The 19,217-nt window shown below is 71.5% G+C and carries 17 protein-coding genes and 1 tRNA gene; 10 read left to right on the top strand and 8 right to left on the bottom strand.

Going from position 1 to position 19,217, the window contains the following annotated elements; genetic code table 11:
* Positions 1–124: 124 nt before the first annotated feature.
* Positions 125–667, bottom strand: coding sequence for a PPA1309 family protein (locus BZY54_RS16825; protein WP_086726007.1), 543 nt, complete (start codon positions 665–667; stop codon positions 125–127).
* Between the two features lie 174 nt (positions 668–841).
* Between BZY54_RS16825 and BZY54_RS16820 the strand changes: the two genes are divergently transcribed.
* From BZY54_RS16820 to BZY54_RS16810, 3 genes are all read left to right on the top strand, one after another.
* Complete coding sequence (locus tag BZY54_RS16820; RefSeq protein ID WP_086726014.1) at positions 842–3,775, top strand: UPF0182 family membrane protein; 2,934 nt, start codon at positions 842–844, stop codon at positions 3,773–3,775.
* A 233-nt stretch (positions 3,776–4,008) separates the two neighbouring features.
* Positions 4,009–5,931, top strand: coding sequence for a tetratricopeptide repeat protein (locus BZY54_RS16815; protein ID WP_086726006.1), 1,923 nt, complete (start codon positions 4,009–4,011; stop codon positions 5,929–5,931).
* A 68-nt stretch (positions 5,932–5,999) separates the two neighbouring features.
* Positions 6,000–6,073 (top strand) — tRNA-Met (locus BZY54_RS16810).
* A gap of 244 nt (positions 6,074–6,317) precedes the next feature.
* Here BZY54_RS16810 and BZY54_RS16805 read toward each other — a convergent pair.
* Positions 6,318–6,734 (bottom strand): Fur family transcriptional regulator, encoded by a 417-nt coding sequence (locus BZY54_RS16805; protein ID WP_086726005.1) that lies wholly within the window; start codon positions 6,732–6,734, stop codon positions 6,318–6,320.
* Positions 6,735–6,875: 141 nt separating this feature from the next.
* On the opposite strand from BZY54_RS16805, the gene BZY54_RS16800 reads away from it, so the two are divergent.
* Positions 6,876–8,327 carry a catalase gene (locus tag BZY54_RS16800; protein ID WP_086726004.1) on the top strand — a complete coding sequence of 484 codons (1,452 nt, stop codon included), beginning with the start codon at positions 6,876–6,878 and terminating at the stop codon, positions 8,325–8,327.
* A 145-nt stretch (positions 8,328–8,472) separates the two neighbouring features.
* Here the strand turns inward: BZY54_RS16800 and BZY54_RS16795 are convergent, their stop codons facing one another.
* On the bottom strand, positions 8,473–8,880 hold the full coding sequence (locus tag BZY54_RS16795) for a CBS domain-containing protein (RefSeq protein WP_086726003.1): 408 nt from the start codon (positions 8,878–8,880) through the stop codon (positions 8,473–8,475).
* Between the two features lie 148 nt (positions 8,881–9,028).
* Positions 9,029–9,829 carry a histidinol-phosphatase gene (gene hisN, locus BZY54_RS16790; RefSeq protein ID WP_086726002.1) on the bottom strand — a complete coding sequence of 267 codons (801 nt, stop codon included), beginning with the start codon at positions 9,827–9,829 and terminating at the stop codon, positions 9,029–9,031.
* A gap of 167 nt (positions 9,830–9,996) precedes the next feature.
* Between hisN and BZY54_RS16785 the strand changes: the two genes are divergently transcribed.
* Positions 9,997–10,608: a TetR/AcrR family transcriptional regulator gene (locus BZY54_RS16785; protein ID WP_086726001.1), complete on the top strand. Its 612-nt coding sequence runs from the start codon at positions 9,997–9,999 to the stop codon at positions 10,606–10,608.
* 613 nt (positions 10,609–11,221) lie between these two features.
* On the opposite strand, the gene BZY54_RS16780 is transcribed toward BZY54_RS16785, so the two are convergent.
* The 4 genes from BZY54_RS16780 to BZY54_RS16765 all read right to left on the bottom strand — a co-directional run bounded on the left by BZY54_RS16780 (position 11,222) and on the right by BZY54_RS16765 (position 14,848).
* Complete coding sequence (locus BZY54_RS16780) at positions 11,222–11,545, bottom strand: DMT family transporter (RefSeq protein WP_086726000.1); 324 nt, start codon at positions 11,543–11,545, stop codon at positions 11,222–11,224.
* 106 nt (positions 11,546–11,651) lie between these two features.
* Positions 11,652–12,662, bottom strand: a complete 1,011-nt coding sequence (rsgA, locus tag BZY54_RS16775) for a ribosome small subunit-dependent GTPase A (protein ID WP_086725999.1) — start codon at positions 12,660–12,662, stop codon at positions 11,652–11,654.
* A gap of 18 nt (positions 12,663–12,680) precedes the next feature.
* Positions 12,681–14,009: a 3-phosphoshikimate 1-carboxyvinyltransferase gene (aroA, locus tag BZY54_RS16770; RefSeq protein WP_086725998.1), complete on the bottom strand. Its 1,329-nt coding sequence runs from the start codon at positions 14,007–14,009 to the stop codon at positions 12,681–12,683.
* Positions 14,010–14,125: 116 nt separating this feature from the next.
* A complete protein-coding gene (locus BZY54_RS16765; RefSeq protein WP_086725997.1) occupies positions 14,126–14,848 on the bottom strand; it encodes a M50 family metallopeptidase in 723 nt (240 codons plus the stop codon).
* 98 nt (positions 14,849–14,946) lie between these two features.
* Between BZY54_RS16765 and BZY54_RS16760 the strand changes: the two genes are divergently transcribed.
* The 5 genes from BZY54_RS16760 to BZY54_RS16740 all read left to right on the top strand — a co-directional run.
* Positions 14,947–15,762 (top strand): SOS response-associated peptidase, encoded by an 816-nt coding sequence (locus tag BZY54_RS16760; protein WP_086725996.1) that lies wholly within the window; start codon positions 14,947–14,949, stop codon positions 15,760–15,762.
* A gap of 1 nt (position 15,763) precedes the next feature.
* Positions 15,764–16,411, top strand: a complete 648-nt coding sequence (locus BZY54_RS16755) for an alpha/beta hydrolase family protein (RefSeq protein ID WP_086725995.1) — start codon at positions 15,764–15,766, stop codon at positions 16,409–16,411.
* Between the two features lie 253 nt (positions 16,412–16,664).
* Positions 16,665–17,360 carry an RNA polymerase sigma factor SigR gene (sigR, locus tag BZY54_RS16750; protein ID WP_208640677.1) on the top strand — a complete coding sequence of 232 codons (696 nt, stop codon included), beginning with the start codon at positions 16,665–16,667 and terminating at the stop codon, positions 17,358–17,360.
* Positions 17,357–17,668, top strand: a complete 312-nt coding sequence (gene rsrA, locus BZY54_RS16745) for a mycothiol system anti-sigma-R factor (RefSeq protein WP_086725993.1) — start codon at positions 17,357–17,359, stop codon at positions 17,666–17,668. Before sigR ends, rsrA begins: the two co-directional genes overlap by 4 nt.
* Positions 17,669–17,803: 135 nt before the next feature.
* The coding region (locus BZY54_RS16740; RefSeq protein ID WP_107419736.1) for an HD-GYP domain-containing protein at positions 17,804–19,217 on the top strand (1,414 nt) is incomplete at its 3' end.

Here is a 19,217-nt window from a genome sequence, read left to right as displayed (position 1 = left end):
GGAGGGGCGCCCCCGGAAACAAGGACGCCCCGGCCACGTACCGACAAAGGCCGCATGCCGGCAAACCGGCACAGAAGCCCTGCAACCGGACGGCGGGTCTCAGCCCTCGAACGTCGGGCGGACGTCAGTCCTCGAACGTCGCAGCCAGCGCCTCCGCCAGCCCCGGCACGAGGCCGGCGCCCGTGAGCACCTCCGTGGCGGAGTCCTTCTCGCGCAGCCGCAGGGCCGACTCGCGGGCGCCGTCGCGCAGGACCGCCACCGTCATCCGGACCTCCTGGCGCTCGGGGTGGTCGGCCACCCACCGGGCCAGCTTCGCCTCGTCCAGCCCCTGCGGGACCTGGGCCTCGGCGGACGGCGGCAGCATCAGACGCTCCACGGTCAGCGCGCAGCCGGCCACCGCGTCGGGCCAGGCGATCGTGGCGAGGAACTCGTCGAGCGGCTGGTCCGACGGAATCTCGTCCTGCTCGATCGGGGTGAGACCGGAGGTCTGCTGCTCGTCCTCCAGGCCGAGCTGGGCCGCGAGAACGGGTTCCTGGACCCGCAGCCGCGCGGTGTCTACGAGGGCGAAGAGGCGAGCGGGCTGGTCCCAGCCGAGGCCGGAGGCGTACTCGTCGATCTCGAGTACGGCCCGAGTGAGCGGGCTCGCTGCCATGGGAGTGTTGGACATGGTCACAATCCTGCCTCGTTCCCGGCCGGAATCGGGAACCGGCTAAACCGTGAGTAAGTTGCATAGGTGTGCGCCCACGACCGTGGGCGCACCGTACGGTCCGCGGACACGGGGGCCAGACGCAACGACAGCGAACCAACAGCGAACTTCGAGGTGCGCACCTTGGCTTTCCAGATGCCGGACCGCGGCGGAGGCCCGTCCGGGCCGCGGATCAGAGTCGGCCGTCCGTCCCGGCGGGCCCGTGCCCTGCTGATGACACTGGGCGTCCTGGCCGTCCTCGGTATGGCGTTCACGATGTTCGCGGGCTTCTGGACGGACTGGCTGTGGTACCGGTCGGTGCACTACTCGTCCGTGTTCACCACCACCCTGTGGACCAAGATCGGGCTGTTCTTCGTCTTCGGACTGCTGATGGCGGCGGCCGTCGGTTTCAACATCTGGCTCGCGCACCGGCTGCGGCCCCCGCTGAGCGCCATGTCGATGGAGCAGCAGAACCTCGACCGCTACCGGATGGGGATCGCGCCGTACAAGAGGTGGCTGCTGTGCGGCATCACCGCCCTGGTCGGCCTGATCGCGGGTGCCTCCGCCGCCGGCCAGTGGCGGACCTGGCTGCTGTGGGTCAACGGCGTCCCGTTCCACAAGACGGACCCGCAGTTCCACCTCGACGTGGCCTTCTACGCCTTCGACCTGCCCTGGTACCGGTTCCTGCTGGGCTTCGGCTTCGCGGCCACGATCCTGTCCCTGATCGCGGCGGCGCTCACCCACTACCTGTACGGCGGGCTGCGGGTCACCAGCCCCGGCGCGCGGGCGACCGCCGCGGCGACCGGGCACCTGTCGGTGCTGCTCGGCGTCTTCGTGGCACTGAAGGCGGTCGCGTACTGGCTCGACCGGTACGGGCTCGCGGTCAAGTCGAGCGACTTCAAGGCCACCGGCAACTGGACCGGTCTGCGGTACGTCGACGCCAACGCCTATCTGCCGGCCAAGACGATCCTGTTCTGCATCGCGGTGATCTGCGCGCTGCTGTTCTTCGCCACGCTGTGGCGGCGCACCTGGCAGCTGCCGGTCATCGGCTTCGGCCTGATGGTGCTCTCGGCGATCCTCATCGGCGGCCTGTACCCGGCGATCGTCCAGAAGTTCCAGGTCCAGCCGAACGAGCAGGCCAAGGAGGCCCCGTACGTCGCCAAGAACATCGAGGCGACGCGCGAGGCGTACGGCATCGACGACACCAAGGTCAGCGGGTACGAAGGCACGAGCAAGACCAAGGACAAGTCGACGCTGCGCGACGACGTCGACAAGACGGCGAGCATCCGCATACTCGACCCGAACATCGTCTCGCCCACGTTCCAGCAGATTCAGCAGATCAAGGGCTTCTACGCGTTCCCGAACAATCTGGACGTCGACCGCTATCCCACCAAGGACGGCAAGGTCCAGGACACGGTCGTCGGACTGCGTGAGCTGAGCCTCTCCGGCGTCGAGCAGAACTGGATCAACAGCCACTTCCGCTACACCCACGGCTACGGCGTCGTCGCGGCCAAGGGAACCGAGGCCGACAACGGCGAGCCCGTCTTCACCGAGAAGAACCTGCCGTCCTCCGGCGACCTCGGGACGTACGAACAGCGGGTCTACTACGGCGAGAAGACCACGACGTACTCGATCGTCGGCGGTCCCCAGAAGGAGATCGACTACTCCGACAACAACGGTGAGAAGACCACCAGCTACCAGGGCAAGAGCGGCGTGAGCCTGTCCAGCCCGATCAACCGGGCCGCGTACGCGCTGGCGTTCGGCGAGCCGCAGATCCTCTACTCCGGCGCGATCGGCGACGGCTCGCGGATCCTGTACAACCGCACGCCGAAGGAGCGCGTCGAGGCGGTGGCTCCGTGGCTGACCATCGACGGCGACGCCTACCCGGCGGTGGTGGACGGCCGTATCCAGTGGATCGTGGACGCCTACACGACCACGAACGGCTACCCGTACGCCTCCCGCACCACTCTCGGTGACACCACGGCGGACTCGCTGACCGCGACCAACAACTCGCGCGCGGTGGTGGCCCAGCAGAACCAGGTCAACTACATCCGCAACTCGGTGAAGGCGACCGTCGACGCCTACAGCGGCGAGGTCAGGCTGTACCAGTGGGACACCGAGGACCCGGTGCTGAAGACCTGGATGAAGGCGTTCCCGGGCACGGTGAAGCCGAAGTCGGACATCTCCTCGGACCTGATGTCCCATCTGAGGTACCCGCAGGACCTGTTCAAGGTCCAGCGGGAGCTGCTCACCCGCTACCACGTGCAGGACGCGCAGACCTTCCTCAGCGGCAGCGAGGTGTGGCAGGTGCCGGACGACCCGACGAACAAGTCGGGCGACCCGGTGCCGCCGTACTACCTGACCATGAAGATGCCCGACCAGAACTCCCAGGCGTTCTCGCTGACGACGACGTTCACGCCGGACGGCCGGCCCAACCTGAGCGCCTTCATGGCGGTCGATTCCCAGGCGGGCACACCCGATTACGGCAAGATCAGAATCCTGAAGCTGCCGACCAGCACGACGGTCGGCGGCCCGAAACAGGTGCAGAGCCAGTTCAACTCCAACTCCCAGCAGAACATCGCCGAGTTCGTGAAGCTCATCAGGGGCGGTGACTCGGAGATCGAGTACGGCAATCTGCTGACCATCCCACTGGACGGAGGACTGCTCTACGTGGAGCCGGTCTACGTACGCGGCGGTCAGCTCAAGTACCCGCTGATGCGCAAGGTCCTGGTGACCTACGGCGGTGCCACCGCGTTCGAGGACACGCTCGACGAAGCCCTCGACAAGGTCTTCGGGAAGCCGAGTTCGGCACCCCCGCCCGACACCGGCACCACGAACCCGCCGAGTTCGAGCAACCCGACCGTCCAGCAGGCGCTGAAGGACGCGCAGAAGGCCTTCGACGAGGGCCAGGCCGCGCTGAACAAGCGGCCGGCCGACTGGCAGGCGTACGGGAAGGCGCAGAAGGAGCTGCAGGACGCGCTCAAGCGGGCCGAGGACGCACAGGCCCAGGCGGAGAAGCAGGGCGGCAGCGCCAAGAACGGCGCCGCCGGCGACGCGAAGGGCGGCGGTAGCGGCAAGACAGGAAGCTGACCGCTCCCGCCGAGTCGAAGGCCCGGGTCCCGGAACGGATCCGGGCCTTCGTGGTGCGCGCGTCGGGCGGTGGTGTGCGAACGGATGTGCCGACATGGTGGACCGCCGTGCCGCCGTGGGGAGTTGGGCGATCTGTGTTTGACTTGTCTCTCTGTGGGCATGTCGACAAAACGCTGAAGTGACCTCACTGGCTGCGGTATACCAGGTGTACCCGGGTTGCGGGTGGTGCGACGATGGACGTTATGGGGGACAAGGTAACTCTGTTCGAGACAGGGCGATTTGTGCAGACTTCCGATCCCGGGACCGAGGAGCCCGAGGGGATCGGAGCCGCGACCGCGGACGAGACCGTTGAGGCCGCCGAGGAGGTCGCCGAGCTGGCGCGCCGTCGGCTCGCCGCCGAGGCCGGCGACGTCGAGGCGATGAGCGTCCTCGGAGCCATGCTGCTGCGACGCGGCGACCTCGACGGAGCCGAACCCCATCTGCGCGCCGCCACCTCGGCCGGTGACCGCGCCGCCGCGAACAATCTGGGAGTCCTCCTCCACCAGCGGGGATACGCCGACGAAGCCGCGGGCTGGTGGCGGATCGCCGCCGTCGCCGGCTCCGCCGCGGCCGCGCACGCGCTCGGCCGGCACCACCGCGAGCGCGGCGACGAGCCCGCCGCCGAGTACTGGCTGCGCCAGTCCGCCGAGCAGGGCCACGTGCTGGGCGCCTACGCGCTCGCCGACCTCCTGGAGCACCGCGCGGACTCCGGGGCCGAGCGCTGGATGCGGGTCGCCGCCGAGCACGGCCACCGGGAGGCGGCGTACCGGCTGGCCCGGGCACTGGACCGGCGGGCGACGAGCGAGCCCGCCGTGGACAACGGTGTCGGCGCCCGTGGTGCGCGCTCACGCGGGACCGGCTCCACCGGCATCGGCGCCGACAGCGCGGGCTGCGACGGGGCCGACGCCCTGGCGGAGGCCGAGCAGTGGTACCGGCAGGCCGCCGCGCGCGGGCACCGGCGTGCCGCGCTGCACCTCGGCGCGATCCTGGAGAAGCGCGGCGCGCTCAAGGAGGCGGGCCGCTGGTACCTGACGTCCGCCAAGGACGGCGAGGCGCGGGCGGCCTGCGCCCTCGGATTCCTGCTGCGCGACGCCGGAGACACCGAGAGCGCGGCCGTGTGGTGGCTGCGGGCCGCCCAGGACGGGGACGGCAACGCGGCGAACGCGCTGGGCGCGCTGCACGCCGAGCGCGGCGAGACGCAGACCGCCGAGCGCTGGTACCGGGCGGCCATGGACGCGGGCGACGTGAACGGCGCCTACAACCTCGGGCTGCTCTGCGCCGAGCAGGGGCGGACCGCGCAGGCCGAGCAGTGGTACCGGCGTGCCGCCTACGCCGGACACCGGGAGGCGGCCAACGCGCTGGCCGTCCTGCTGCTCCAGAGCGGGGACACGAGCGGGGCCGAGCCGTGGTTCTCCCGGGCCGCAGAGTCCGGGAGCGTGGACGCCGCGTTCAACCTGGGGATCCTCTTCGCCGGGCGGGGCCTGGAGCCCGAGGCCCTGCGGTGGTACGAGCGGGCGGCGGCCGCCGGGCACACGGAGGCGGCGTTGCAGGTGGGGATCGCCCGGCTGCGCGCGGGGGACGAGCAGCAGGCCGAGCGGCACCTGCGCTGCGCGGCCGGTGGAGGGAGCCCGGAGGCCGCCTACCGGCTGGCGACCCTGCTCGACGCGCGGCGGCCGCCGGCGCCGGCGCACGAGCTCGGGGAGTCGGCGATCCACGAGAAGACCGAGTGCGAGGAGTGGTACGAGCGGGCGGCCACCCAGGGCCACCGGCGCGCGCAGGTGCGGGTGGGCATGATGGCCGCGGCCCGGGGGGACGTGGTCGAGGCGGCGCGCTGGTACCGGGTGGCGGCGGAGGCCGGCTCCCGCAACGGCGCGTTCAACCTGGGACTGCTGCTCGCCCGGGAGGGGAGCGAGCCGGAGGCCGTCGTGTGGTGGGCCCGGGCCGCCGACGCGGGCCACGGGCGGGCGGCGCTGCGGCTCGCCCTCGTCCATGCCCGTCGTGGGGAGCTCGCGGAGGGGCAGCGGTGGGCCGACCGGGCGGTGGCGCTCGGGCCGGCAGGGGTGACGGAGCGGGCGGCACGGCTCAGGGACGCGCTGCGGCAGGAGCTGTCGGCGTGACGTGCGCGACGCTCCCCGAAAGCGATTTGCTTCTTTCCCCGCCGGTCACGTAGTGTTCTATTCACCGACGCGGGGTGGAGCAGCTCGGTAGCTCGCTGGGCTCATAACCCAGAGGTCGCAGGTTCAAATCCTGTCCCCGCTACTGAAGGCCGAGGGCCGGAATCCGATCAGGGTTCCGGCCCTCGGTGTTTTGGCCGTGCCCTCGGTGCCATTCCGGCCTGTCTTCCCCGAGCCCGCCCGCGGGGCCGCCCCGGCGGTGTGCCTCTTGTCTGGCAGTGGGTGCCCTCCGCTTCCCGCGGTGAGCGCGACCCGTCCGCCCGTACGCACGAAGAAGCCCCGGCACTCCTGTGCCGGGGCTTTCACGCGTTCGTCAGGTCACGCGTTCGTCAGGTCGCCGCGCAGCTCGGGCACAGCCCGCGGTACGTCACCTCGACGTCCGAGACCATGAAGCCGAAGCGCTCCGAGTCCGGAAGGTCGGCCAGCGGATTGCCGCCGGGATGGACGTCGCGGATCGCCCCGCAGCCGGCGCAGACCAGGTGCTGGTGCGGCCGGTGGGCGTTCGGGTCGTACCGCTTGGCGCGCTTGTCGGTGCTGACCTCGATCACCTCACCGAGGGTGACCAGCTCGCCCAGGGTGTTGTAGACGGTGGCGCGGGAGATCTCGGGCAGCTTGGCCACGGCCCGCGCATGGACCTCGTCGGCCGTGAGGTGGACGTGCTCGCCGTCCAGGACCTCGGCCACGACGCGTCGCTGCGCGGTCATCCGCCATCCGCGTCCACGCAGCCGTTCCAGAAGGTCGCTCATAGGCACCAGCTTAACAGCAAGAGGAATAGATTCCGAACAAGTGTGACTTTGGAGCTCAACTTGACTTAGACATTGTCCATTGTAGGATCGAGGCTGGCTTTGGCCAAGCGACAGGATCAGACGAAATTGCCGGGAGGCGACGTGACCCAGCGACCGCTCACTACGGAGGCCGGTGCTCCGGTGGCCGACAACCAGAACAGCGAGACCGCGGGCGTCGGCGGCCCGGTTCTCGTCCAGGACCAACTGCTGCTGGAGAAGCTCGCCCACTTCAACCGTGAGCGCATTCCGGAGCGTGTGGTGCACGCCCGTGGCGCCGGTGCCTACGGCACCTTCACGGTCACCGCCGATGTCACGCAGTACACCCGCGCCGAGTTCCTCTCCGAGGTCGGCAAGGAGACGGAGACCTTCCTGCGCTTCTCGACCGTGGCGGGCAACCTGGGCGCCGCGGACGCCGTCCGCGACCCGCGTGGCTTCTCGCTGAAGTTCTACACCGAGGAGGGCAACTACGACCTCGTCGGCAACAACACCCCGGTGTTCTTCATCCGGGACGCCATCAAGTTCCCCGACTTCATCCACACCCAGAAGCGCGACCCGTACACGGGCTCGACGGAGCCGGACAACGTCTGGGACTTCTGGAGCCTGTCCCCGGAGTCCACGCACCAGGTGACCTGGCTGTTCGGCGACCGCGGCATCCCGGCGTCGTACCGCCACATGGACGGCTTCGGCTCGCACACCTACCAGTGGAACAACGAGGCCGGCGAGGTCTTCTGGGTCAAGTACCACTTCAAGACCGACCAGGGCATCAAGTGCCTCACGCAGGAGGAGGCCAACAGGCTCGCCGGTGAGGACCCCGACTCCCACCAGCGCGACCTGCGCGAGGCGATCGAGCGCGGCGAGTACCCGTCGTGGACCGTCTACGTCCAGATCATGCCCGCGGCCGAGGCGGCGACCTACCGCTTCAACCCCTTCGACCTGACCAAGGTGTGGCCGCACGCCGACTACCCGCTGGTCGAGATCGGCAAGCTGGAGCTCAACCGCAACCCGGAGAACGTCTTCGCCGAGGTCGAGCAGTCGATCTTCTCCCCGGCGCACTTCGTGCCCGGCATCGGCCCGTCCCCGGACAAGATGCTCCAGGGCCGCCTCTTCGCCTACGGCGACGCCCACCGCTACCGCGTCGGCATCAACGCCGACCACCTGCCGGTGAACCGCCCGCACGCCACCGAGGCGCGCACCAACTCCCGGGACGGCTACCTCTACGACGGTCGCCACAAGGGCGCGAAGAACTACGAGCCGAACAGCTTCGGCGGCCCGTTCCAGACGGACCGGCCGCTGTGGCAGCCGATCCCGGTCTCCGGTGTCACCGGCGACCACCGGGCGCCGCTGCATGCCGAGGACGACGACTTCGTCCAGGCGGGCAACCTCTACCGCCTGATGACGGACGAGGAGAAGGACCGCCTGATCGGCAACCTGGCGGGTGCCATCTCGCAGGTCTCGCGCGAGGACATCGCCGATCGCGCGATCGACAACTTCCGCCGCGCGGACGGTGACTTCGGCAAGCGGCTGGAGGCCGCGGTCCAGGCCCTGCGGGGCTGAGCCCTGCGGCCGGGCGGCTGATCCTCCAGCGACTGGACCGCTTGTCGTGGCCGGCGGGCCGGGCTCCCTCGGGAGCCCGGCCCGCCGTCGTTCCCACGGACCCGGTCCGCTGTTCTTCACGCGGACCCGGTCCGTCGTCGTGTGCTCAGGCGGACAGCTGTTCGGCGTGCCGTCGGGGCGGGGCCGCCGCCCAGCAGCGGATGATGTCGCGGACCGAGACGAGGCCCGCCGGTTCGCCGCGGTCGAGGACGATGAGGTGGCGGAAGCCACCGTGCGACATGGCGCCGGCCGCCTCCTCCAGGGTCCAGGACGGGGTGGCGAACACGACGTCCGTGGTGGTGTGGGCGTGGACGGGTTCGGTGTCCGGGTTCTGGCCCACGCCGACGGAGTTGAGGATGTCCCGTTCGGTGAGGATGCCGATGCCGCCGGCGTCGGGGTCGTGCACGACGGCCGCGCCGACCCGGCGGGCGGACATCAGGGCGGCGGCCTGTCGGAGGGTGTGGGTGGGGCCGATGGTGAGGACCACCGTGCTCATGGCGTCGCGGACGAGCATGGGATGGAGCCACCTCCTCGAGGAATCCACTTCGTGCATGGATTCACAAGTTCACAAGTGGGGGGACTCTCAGAGTTGCAGGTAAAGCAGGGGTCAACAAGAGGGCGCGTGCGGCTGGTTGGGGGCGTGCGCAGGCGTCCCCCTTTCCTCACCGGCGCCGGTTGAGATACCCCAGCATCTCGTCGTGCAGCAGTCCGTTGGACGCGACGGCGTTGCCGCTGTGCGGACCGGGCCGGCCGTCCAGGCCGGTGAACGTGCCCCCCGCCTCAGTGACGACGATCGCGTTCGCGGCCATGTCCCACAGCGACAGCTCGGGTTCGGCGCAGAAGTCCACCGAGCCCTCGGCGACCATCATGTAGGGCCAGAAGTCGCCGTAGGCCCGGGTGCGCCAGACCTGACGGGTCAGATCCAGGAAGCCGTCGAGACGTCCCTGCTCCTCCCAGCCGCTGAGCGAGGAGTACGCGAAGGAGGCATCGGCCAGCTTCGCCACGCGGGAGACCTGGAGCCGCGACGCCTGCGACAGGCTGCGGCCGGTGAAGGCGCCGTGGCCCTTGGCGGCCCACCAGCGGCGGCCGAGCGCGGGCGCGGAGACGACGCCGACGACAGGCTGGTAGCCGCCCTCACCGGCCTCCATCAGGGAGATCAGCGTGGCCCAGACGGGAACGCCGCGCACGTAGTTCTTGGTGCCGTCGATCGGGTCGATGACCCAGCGGCGGGGGCCGGTGCCCTCGACGCCGTACTCCTCACCGAGGATCGCGTCGCGCGGGCGGGCACGCTGCAGCTGGCCGCGGATCAGTTCCTCCGCCGCCTTGTCCGCTTCGCTGACCGGGGTCATGTCCGGCTTCGTCTCGACCTTCAGGTCGAGTGCCTTGAAGCGTTCCATGGTGGCGGCGTCGGCGGCGTCCGCGAGAACGTGGCCCAGGCGCAGGTCGTCAAGGTAGTCCGGCATGTAGGGAACGGTATCTGTCCGGGGTGATGCCGGGCTACACGGGGCGGGGACGACAGGGCTGGAACAGCGGGGCGTCGCCCAAAAGGGCGCACATGCCCCCGGACACCCTTGACAGTGCTGCCGAGCGCGTCAAATCTGTGCGCAGAGCCGCTCGCCCCCGGGAGGCGATGATGCCTGCAGCGCGGGAATCCCTGCTGGACGCCGCCTACACGGCGCTGGCGCGCCGCCCGTGGTCCGCGGTACGGATGGTGGACGTGGCCGCGGCGGCCGGAGTCTCCCGGCAGACGCTGTACAACGAGTTCGGCAGCAAGGACGGTCTCGCGCGTGCGCTCGTCAGGAGAGAGGCGGACGGCTATCTCGCCGGAGTGGACCGCGCCCTGGCCACCCACGCCGATCCGCGTGAGCGGCTCACCGCCGCCGCCGAGTGGACCGTGACGGCCGCTCGCCGGAACGCGCTGGTGAAGGCCATGCTCACGGGCTGCTGGAGCGAGCGGCTGCCCTGGCCGACGCTGTCGGCGGTGCCCTCTGCCTCCCCCGTTCCGGCGCAGCGGAGGGCGGACGGACCGCTGCCGTCGCCGGGCGACTTGCTGGGGCACGTCCGCGACCGTGCCGTGACCGCGCTGGCCGTCCCGGGCACGCCCGCGGCGGACGGCGGCGACCTGGCGGGCACCTGCGAGCTGGTGATCCGCCTCGCGCTGTCCTGCGTGGCGGCCCCGCCGGGCGAGGGAGGCGTCGCCGATCTGGTGCGCGAGGTGCTGCGCCGGCACCAGCTCGCCTGAGCGCACGGCGGGCGGAGGGAAAGCCCGCTGCTGGGGCGCGCTGGGGGGAAAGCCCGCTGCGGGGACGCGCCGGTCGGGAAGCGGCTGCGGGGGTGGCCGGGAAGTCACCGAGGGGGCGAGGCAGCCGGGAAGGCGCTGCTGTGGAACGCCGGTTGGGCCGCTGCCGCAGGGGCGTGCCGGTCGGGAAGCTGCTGAGACGGCCGAGGTGGTCGGGAAGCCGCGGCCGAGGCCCCGCAGCCGAGGAGCCCGCCGCGGGCGTGGGGTGATCAGCAGCAGGCCGGGACAGTGGCGCGGCGGTCGGCAGGCCCGGGAAGTCACCGAGGGGGCGAGGCAGCCGGGAAGGCGCTGCTGTGGAACGCCGGTTGGGCCGCTGCCGCAGGGGCGTGCCGGTCGGGAAGCTGCTGAGACGGCCGAGGTGGTCGGGAAGCCGCGGCCGAGGCCCCGCAGCCGAGGAGCCCGCCGCGGGCGTGGGGTGATCAGCAGCAGGCCGGGACAGTGGCGCGGCGGTCAGCAGGCCCGGGATCGTGCCGAGTTGGGCAGGAGGCCCGGGACGGCGGTCAGCAGGTCGCGACGGCCGCGGGTCGGCTTGGAGGCTGCCACGGCGGTGCCGTGATCAGTGGGTCGAGCCCGACAACTGCAGCCCGATCACCCCGATGATGACGAGGCTGATCGACACGATCTTCAGCGTGGACACCAGGTCGCCGAGGAAGACCATGCCGTAGATCGCGGTGCCCGCCGCGCCGATGCCCGTCCACACGGCGTAGGCGGGGCCGACGTCGAGCTTGCGCAGGGACAGGGTGAGCAGGCCGAAGCTGCCGAGGGCGAAGCAGCAGAAGGCGATGGTCGGCCAGAGCCTGGTGAAGCCGTGCGACAGCTTCAGGCACACCGCGAAGCCGGTCTCGAGCAGTCCTGCGACGATGACCAGCAGCCACGCCATGTGCCGTCCTCCCGTAGGTCCTCGCGCCGTGACCGCTCCGGCTCGCTGCGATTATGCACTTGCCGGACCCCGGGGGTCACAAACAACGCCAAGGTCACCGCGCGGGTCAGTCGCCCTCCTTGCGCTCCCGGGTGGAGAGCAGGCGGCGCAGCGAGTACAGCCGGGCCGGGTCCGCGTGACCCTCCGTGACCCAGGCGTCCAGCGCGCAGTCCGGCTCGTCGTGACTGCACGCGCGCGGGCAGCCCTCCGTGCCGGGTTCCAGGTCGGGGAAGGCGTGGATGACCCGGGACGGATCGATGTGGGCGAGCCCGAAGGACCGTACGCCTGGAGTGTCGACGACCCAGCCCCCCGAGTCCGCCAGCGGCAGCGCGAGCGCCGAGGTGGTGGTGTGCCGGCCCCGGCCGGTCACCGCGTTCACCTGACCCGTCAGCCGTCGCCGGTCCTCCGGCACCAGCGCGTTGACCAGCGTCGTCTTGCCGACGCCGGAGTGCCCCACGAACGCCGTGACCTTCCCGTCGAGATGCTCGCGCACCAGGTCAGCCGCGTCGCCGCTCTCCAGTTCCTCCCGGCTGGTGACGACATGGGGGATGTCCAGCGCGCCGTACAGCTCCAGGAGCTTGTCCGGCGGAGCCAGGTCCGACTTGGTCATGACCAGCAGCGGGTCCAGGCCACCGTCGTACGCCGCCACCAGGCAGCGGTCGATCAGGCGCGGGCGCGGTTCGGGGTCGGCGAGCGCGGTGACGATGGCCAGCTGGTCGGCGTTGGCCACGACCACCCGCTCGTAGGGGTCGTCGTCGTCCGCCGTGCGGCGCAGCACCGAGGTGCGCTCCTCGATGCGGACGATGCGCGCGAGCGTGTCCTTCATGCCGGACAGGTCACCGACCAGGGCTACCCGGTCGCCCACGACGGCGGCCTTGCGGCCCAGTTCGCGGGCCTTCATCGCGACGATCGCACGGCCGTCGACCAGGCAGGTCAGCCGACCGCGGTCGACGGTGAGCACCATGCCCTCGGCGGCGTCCTCGTGCTTCGGGCGGATGTTCGTACGAGGCCGGTTGCCCCGGCGGTTGGGCCGGGTGCGGATGTCGTCCTCGTCGGTGTGCTTGCCGTAGCGGCGCATGACGTGTTCCCCGAGCCCCTACGCCCCGAGCATTCCGGCCCACAGCTCGGGGAAGTCCGGAAGGGTCTTCGCCGTCGTAGCCACGTTCTCGATCTGCACTTCCTCGACCACCAGGCCGATGATCGCACCGGCCGTCGCCATGCGGTGGTCCTCGTAGGTGTGGAAGATCCCGCTGTGCAGCCGGCGCGGCCGGATGTGCAGGCCGTCGGCGGTCTCGGTCACATCGCCGCCGAGCTCGTTGATCTCCTTGGTCAGCGCGGCCAGCCGGTCGGTCTCGTGCAGCCGCAGATGGGCCACGCCGCGCAGGGTCGAGGGGGAGTCCGCGAGCGCGGCGACCGCGGCGATGCCCGGGGTCAGCTCGCCGACCTCGCTCAGGTCCACGTCGATGCCGTGGATCGACCCGGAGCCGGTGAAGACCAGGCCGTAGTCGGTCAGCTCGCAGGAACCACCCATCTCGGTGAAGATCTCCCGCAGCCGGTCACCCGGTTGGGTGGTTCGCTCCGGCCAGTCCGGGACGACCACCTTGCCGCCGGTCACCAGCGCCGCCGCCAGGAACGGCTGGGCGTTGGACAGGTCCGGCTCCACGGTCAGGTCCCGGCCGAGCAGCGCACCAGGCGTGACCCGCCACACGTTCGGCTCGCCACCCGACTCCGGGGTGTCCACCTGGGCGCCGACCGCGCGCAGCATGTCGACCGTCATCCGGATGTGCGGCATCGACGGCAGCGTCGAGCCGACGTGCCTGACCTCGACGCCCTGGTTGAAGCGCGGGCCGGACAGCAGCAGGGCGCTGACGAACTGCGACGAGGAGGAGGCGTCGATCTCGACGGAGCCGCCGTCCAGGGCACCGCCGCCGTGCACGGTCATCGGCAGTGCGCCACGGCCGTCGTCGTCGATGCGGGCGCCGAGCATGCGCAGCGCGTCGATCACGCCGTTCAGCGGACGCTCGTACGAACGCGGGTCGCCGTCGAACCGGATCGGGCCGTCGGCCAGGGCGGCGACCGGCGGCAGGAAGCGCATCACCGTGCCGGCGTTGCCGACGTCGACCGTGGCCGGGCCGCGCAGACCCGCGGGGATCACCCGCCAGGCCTCGCCGGAGGCGCCCGCACCGGAGGCGGAGGACACCGTCTCCTCGATGCCCACGCCCATCGCCCGCAGGGCGCCGGCCATCAGCAGTGTGTCGCGGGAGCGCAGCGGGCGGCGCAGCCAGCCCGGCTCGGAGGCGAGGGCGGCGAGCACCAGCGCGCGGTTGGTGACCGACTTGGACCCGGGCACGTGGACCGTGGCGTCGACGGCTCCGCTCGCGTGCGGGGCGGGCCAGAGGGCGGTGTGTGCGGGGTTCGGGGCCATGGACCCACTCTATAAGGAGGCGGTTGGACGGGCCGTCGTTCGGGTCGGCGCCGGCGCCGGTCGCGCCCGCGGGCCCACCCCGCGCCGGGCCCCCAGGCGTGGCCCGGAGGGGCGCGTCACATGCCCAGGAGCCAGCGGCCCCCGCCCATCAGCGAGCACAGCGACACCGCGTGGAACAGGAACAGCCACAGGCCCGCCGGTACGTGCGTCAGCCGGGACAGCTGGTCCGCATCCGAGTCCCCCGCGCCCCCGCGGGACCGCTTGGCCTGCAGCTCGAAGGCCGGCCGCACCCCGCCGAGCAGCAGGAACCACACCACCGCGTAGGCGAACGCGGCCTGCACCTGGGCCCCGGTCAGCCACGACACCAGCAGGAACGTGCCGCCGGTCAGTATCACGGTCAGGGCCCCGTACGCGTTGCGGATCATCACCAGCATCGCCACCAGCAGCGCCGTGGCCGCCCACAGCAGCAGCGTGATGCGCCCGGCGGCGAGCAGGGCCGCGCCGCCGAGGCCGAGCAGCGGGGGAGCGGTGTAGCCGGCGGCGGCGGTGAGGATCATGCCGGCGCCGTACGGCTTGCCCCGGCTCACGGTCAGGCCGCTGGTGTCGGAGTGCAGTCGTATGCCGGTCAGCGTGCGGCCGGAGAGCAGCGCCACCAGGCCGTGGCCGCCCTCGTGGGCGATGGTGATGGCGTTGCGCGAGACGCGCCAGAGGGTGTGCGGGACGACGACGGCGAGCGCGGCGACCGCGGTGGCGATCACCACCCACAGGCCGGGGTCGGGCTGGGTGCCGGTGAGTCGGTCCCAGAGGTCGGGCAGCGCGATGGCGGCGAGGCTGTCCATGTTTCCGAGTGGCTCCCTGGGCTTGGTTCAGAAGGCGTCGGCGCGCGGCGCCGAGGGGTGGTGGTCGGGTGACGGTCGGGCCTGGCAGTGTGGCACGTATGTGCGGACGGTATGCAGCGAGTCGCGGCCCCGAGGATCTCGCAGGAATCTTCGAGATCGAGAAGTGGGAGCCGGAAGAGACCCTTGACCCCGACTACAACGTGGCTCCGACCAAGGAGGTCCATGTCGTCCTGGACCGTCCCTTGAAGGACGCCGAGGACGAGCGTCCGGTTCGTCAGCTGCGGAAGCTGAAGTGGGGCCTCGTGCCGTCCTGGGCGAAGTCCCCCGAGGGCGGCGCCCGGATGATCAACGCGCGGGCGGAGACCGTGCACGAGAAGCCGTCGTACCGGCGCGCCTTCGCCGTCCGGCGCTGCATCGTGCCCGCAGACGGCTACTACGAGTGGGTCACCGGCACCCAGGAGCGGGAGCTGGAGGTCGAGGGGCGGCGGAAGCGGCCGCGCAAGCAGCCGTACTTCGTCACCCCGGCGGACGGATCGGTGTTCGCGATGGCGGGGCTGTACGAGTTCTGGCGGGACCGCACGCTGCCCGACGACCACCCGCAGGCCTGGTGGGCGACCTGCTCGGTGATCACCACGGAGGCGGAGCGGACGCCGCTGGCGGTGGCCCCTGCCGAGGGCCCGCACTCCCTGGCCGACATCCATCCCCGGATGCCGCTGATGCTCACGCCCGACCGCTGGGACGCCTGGCTGGACCCGGCCCGCACGGACGTGGACGGCCTGCGCGGCCTCCTCGTCCCGCCGCCGGCCGGCTTGATGCGCGCCTACCCGGTGTCCACCGCCGTCAGCAACGTCCGCAACAACGGACCGGAGCTGCTCAAGGAGCTGCCGGCGCCGGAAGAGGGCACACTCTTCTGACATGACTACGGAGACGGTCGGCGCCCGGGAGAGGGTCGTCACGGATGCCGGGGACGCCCGCATCACCTGGCACAGGGCGAAGAAGCCCACGCTCGTCCTCGCCGTCGGCCATGGCGCCGGGGGCGGCATCGAGGCGCGGGATCTGCGGGCCCTCGCGGAGGTGCTGCCCGCCCACGGGGTGAGCGTGGCCCTCGTCGAGCAGCCCTGGCGGGTCGCCGGGAAGAAGGTCGCGCCCGCGCCGAAGACCCTGGACGTCGGCTGGCGGGGCGTGTGGCCCGCGCTCGCCGGGCAGGGGCTGCCGGTCGTCTCCGGCGGCCGCAGCGCCGGGGCCCGGGTCGCCTGCCGCACCGCCGGCGAGCTCGGCGCGCACGCCGTGCTCGCGCTGAGCTTCCCGCTGCACCCGCCGGGCAAGCCGGAGAAGTCGCGTGCCGACGAGCTGCTCGGCGCCGGGGTGCCGACGCTGGTCGTGCAGGGCGGGAACGATCCGTTCGGGAAGCCGGAGGAGTTTCCCGAGGGCTCTTACGAGCTGGTCGAGGTGCCGTACGGAGATCACGGGTTCGCCGTGCCGAAACGTGCGGAGATCAGCCAGGAGCGGGCGCTGGGGATCGTCACCGACGGTGTCGTGGAGTGGATCGCGTCACTCGGGTGACCCCCGGGAATGCCGGGTGGCGGACCACTGTTGAGGCGGACAGAAGTGCTGAGGCCTCGGCACCGACGTCGTAGGAGAGGAAGTCCGCCGCATGGGTTCGACCATCTGCCCGAGCCGTGGCCGTGCTGACCTGGACTGGTCGGTGCTGCACGCGGCCAAGACCGCTCCTATTCGAGCGGCGGGAGGCACGGGTCGTCGTCTATCCTCCGAATCGAGTGGGGCTGGTCTGGGCCCCGCGCCATCGCTTGAGGAGGTGGGTCCGGTTCCCGGTACCGACGCAGGGACCGACAACGGCCAGGCGGAGCTGCCCGAGGGCCAGGGCACGGGCGTGAGTGCGTCCGCTGAGTCGACCGCCCAGCGCAGTGCGCGCTTCGAGCGGGACGCGCTCGAATTCCTCGACCAGATGTACTCGGCCGCGCTGCGCATGACGCGCAACCCGGCCGACGCCGAGGACCTGGTGCAGGAGACGTACGCGAAGGCCTACGCGTCCTTCCACCAGTTCCGTGAGGGCACCAACCTCAAGGCGTGGCTGTACCGGATCCTGACCAACACCTTCATCAACTCCTACCGCAAGAAGCAGCGTGAGCCGCAGCGCTCCGCCGCGGAGGAGATCGAGGACTGGCAGCTCGCGCGCGCCGAGTCGCACATGTCGACGGGTCTGCGCTCCGCGGAGTCGCAGGCGCTCGACCACCTGCCCGACTCGGACGTGAAGGAAGCGCTCCAGGCCATCCCCGAGGAATTCCGCATCGCCGTGTATCTCGCGGACGTAGAGGGCTTTGCGTACAAGGAGATCGCGGACATCATGGGGACACCCATCGGTACGGTGATGTCCCGGCTGCACCGGGGCCGCCGTCAACTGCGCGGCATGCTCGAGGACTACGCCCGCGATCGCGGGCTGGTCCCGGCCGGCGCCGGAGAGTCGAACGAAGCGAAAGGCTCGGGCTCATGAGCTGCGGAGAGCCGCACGAGACGGACTGCAGTGAGGTACTCGACCACCTGTACGAGTTCCTCGACAGTGAGATGCCGGAAGTCGATCGCACCAAGTTCGAGCACCACTTCGAGGAGTGCTCGCCGTGCCTCGAGAAGTACGGCCTGGAGCAGGCCGTGAAGAAGCTGGTCAAGCGGTGCTGCGGGCATGACGACGTACCCGCCGACCTGCGCGCCAAGGTCATGGGGCGGCTCGAGCTGCTCCGCTCCGGTCAGACCGTCTCCGAGCGTGATGTGACCGAGACACCGGTGACCTCTCAGGAGTCCTGACCGCCGCACCCGCGACGCAGGCCTCGTCACCCATACGTGCTAATCCGCGGGTTATCGGCCCACGGACGTCCCCCTGCGCGCCCTAGTCTCCCAGCCGTGGGCAGGCATGACCGGCGCGACGGGGGGAGGGGCGGCATGGAGGCGGTGCCACCACTGGCCCGTGTGTACGTCGCCTGTGTCGCCCTCGGAGCCGTGGCCTGTCTGCTGCCGGTGCCGCTGTCGACGCCGGTGCTGCCGCCTGCCGCGGTGACGCACGCGTCCTGGTGGGCCGTCGCCCTGCTGGCCGCCCTGTACGCCTGCTGCAAGCAACTGGCCCGGCGGAGCCTCGCCGGCCCCTTCTACCCGGTGCTGCTGGCAGCGGCCTTCCTGCTGCCGCCGGCCGCCGCCGCGCTCGTCCCGCTGCCCGGTGCCCTGCTGACCCCGGTCGGGCACCGGCCCGAGGCGCTGCGCCGCATCTGGAGGGCGGCCCAGCTCGCGCTCGCCGTGTGGGCGTCCGCCCGGGCGCACGGCGCGCTGGGCGGCCGGGGCGCCGTCGCCGACTCCGACTTCCCCTACGCCCTCGTCCCGGCCGGTGCCGCGGTGGTGGCGTTCTGTGCGGTGCTGACCGCTCTGGACGGCGGGATCCTCGTGCTGGCGGCGGGGGCGCCGCCCGCGCCGTCGAGCCGGCCGGGAAGCGCGCCCGTGCCCATGCCCCCGTTCGTGTCCGCGCGTCGCGCCTGGCGGGGGCTGTTCGCCCGCTCCCTGGCGCCGATCGCGGTCCACGGACTCGCCGGCCTGATGATGGCCGTGCTCTGGCGCAGCCCCTACGGGCCGGTGGCCGCCCTCCTCGTGCTGCTGCCGATGTGCGTCTCCTGGTGGGTGTACGCGCAGTACCACCGGGAGCGGGCCGCCCACCAGGCGACGATCCGGGCGCTGGTGCAGGCGGTCGACATCAAGGACGGCTACACGCGCGGACACAGCGAGCGGGTCGGACAGGCCTCCATGATGATCGCGCGCGAACTCGGCATGGACGACGAACGCGTCGAGGTGCTGCGCTTCGCCGGCATCCTGCACGACGTGGGCAAGCTGGGCGTGCCCACCCGGTTGCTGCGCAAGGACGGCCCGCTGACGCCGGAGGAGCGGCGGGTGATCGAGCTGCACCCCGAGTACGGGCACGAGATGGTGCGCGGGATCTCCTTCCTCGGCGAGGCACGCGCGGCGATCCTGCACCACCACGAACGGCTGGACGGGAGCGGCTATCCCTACGGGCTGAGGGGCGGCCAGATCCCGGAGTGCGCACGGGTGGTGGCCGTCGCCGACGCGTTCGACGCGATGACGTCCACCCGGTCCTACCGCAGGGCCCGGCCGGTCCGCACGGCGCTGCGGGAACTGGAGCGCTGCGCGGGCGCCCAGTTCGACCCGCGCATGGTCACGGCCCTGGTGCGCGCCCTCGACCGGCACGGCTGGCACCCGGCGGTCACGGCCGGGGACGCCACCCCGTCGCCTCCACCTGAGAGCGCCATCCCGCCGTCCTCACCAGAGGACGGCGGGATGGCGCTCTCAGGTGGAG

It is taken from the genome of Streptomyces carpinensis, from assembly GCF_002154505.1.
Lineage (GTDB): Bacteria > Actinomycetota > Actinomycetes > Streptomycetales > Streptomycetaceae > Streptomyces > Streptomyces carpinensis.
This window is presented reverse-complemented; position numbering and strand designations above follow the sequence as displayed.

Bases quoted from the DNA above. Each gene is read 5' to 3' on its own strand.
- BZY54_RS16825 (WP_086726007.1), bottom strand. From the start codon at position 667: ATGTCCAACACTCCCATGGCAGCGAGCCCGCTCACTCGGGCCGTACTC.
- BZY54_RS16820 (WP_086726014.1), top strand. From the start codon at position 842: ATGCCGGACCGCGGCGGAGGCCCGTCCGGGCCGCGGATCAGAGTCGGC.
- BZY54_RS16815 (WP_086726006.1), top strand. From the start codon at position 4,009: ATGGACGTTATGGGGGACAAGGTAACTCTGTTCGAGACAGGGCGATTT.
- BZY54_RS16805 (WP_086726005.1), bottom strand. From the start codon at position 6,734: ATGAGCGACCTTCTGGAACGGCTGCGTGGACGCGGATGGCGGATGACC.
- BZY54_RS16795 (WP_086726003.1), bottom strand. From the start codon at position 8,880: ATGCTCGTCCGCGACGCCATGAGCACGGTGGTCCTCACCATCGGCCCC.
- hisN (WP_086726002.1), bottom strand. From the start codon at position 9,829: ATGCCGGACTACCTTGACGACCTGCGCCTGGGCCACGTTCTCGCGGAC.
- BZY54_RS16785 (WP_086726001.1), top strand. From the start codon at position 9,997: ATGATGCCTGCAGCGCGGGAATCCCTGCTGGACGCCGCCTACACGGCG.
- BZY54_RS16780 (WP_086726000.1), bottom strand. From the start codon at position 11,545: ATGGCGTGGCTGCTGGTCATCGTCGCAGGACTGCTCGAGACCGGCTTC.
- rsgA (WP_086725999.1), bottom strand. From the start codon at position 12,662: ATGCGCCGCTACGGCAAGCACACCGACGAGGACGACATCCGCACCCGG.
- aroA (WP_086725998.1), bottom strand. From the start codon at position 14,009: ATGGCCCCGAACCCCGCACACACCGCCCTCTGGCCCGCCCCGCACGCG.
- BZY54_RS16765 (WP_086725997.1), bottom strand. From the start codon at position 14,848: ATGGACAGCCTCGCCGCCATCGCGCTGCCCGACCTCTGGGACCGACTC.
- BZY54_RS16760 (WP_086725996.1), top strand. From the start codon at position 14,947: ATGTGCGGACGGTATGCAGCGAGTCGCGGCCCCGAGGATCTCGCAGGA.
- BZY54_RS16755 (WP_086725995.1), top strand. From the start codon at position 15,764: ATGACTACGGAGACGGTCGGCGCCCGGGAGAGGGTCGTCACGGATGCC.
- rsrA (WP_086725993.1), top strand. From the start codon at position 17,357: ATGAGCTGCGGAGAGCCGCACGAGACGGACTGCAGTGAGGTACTCGAC.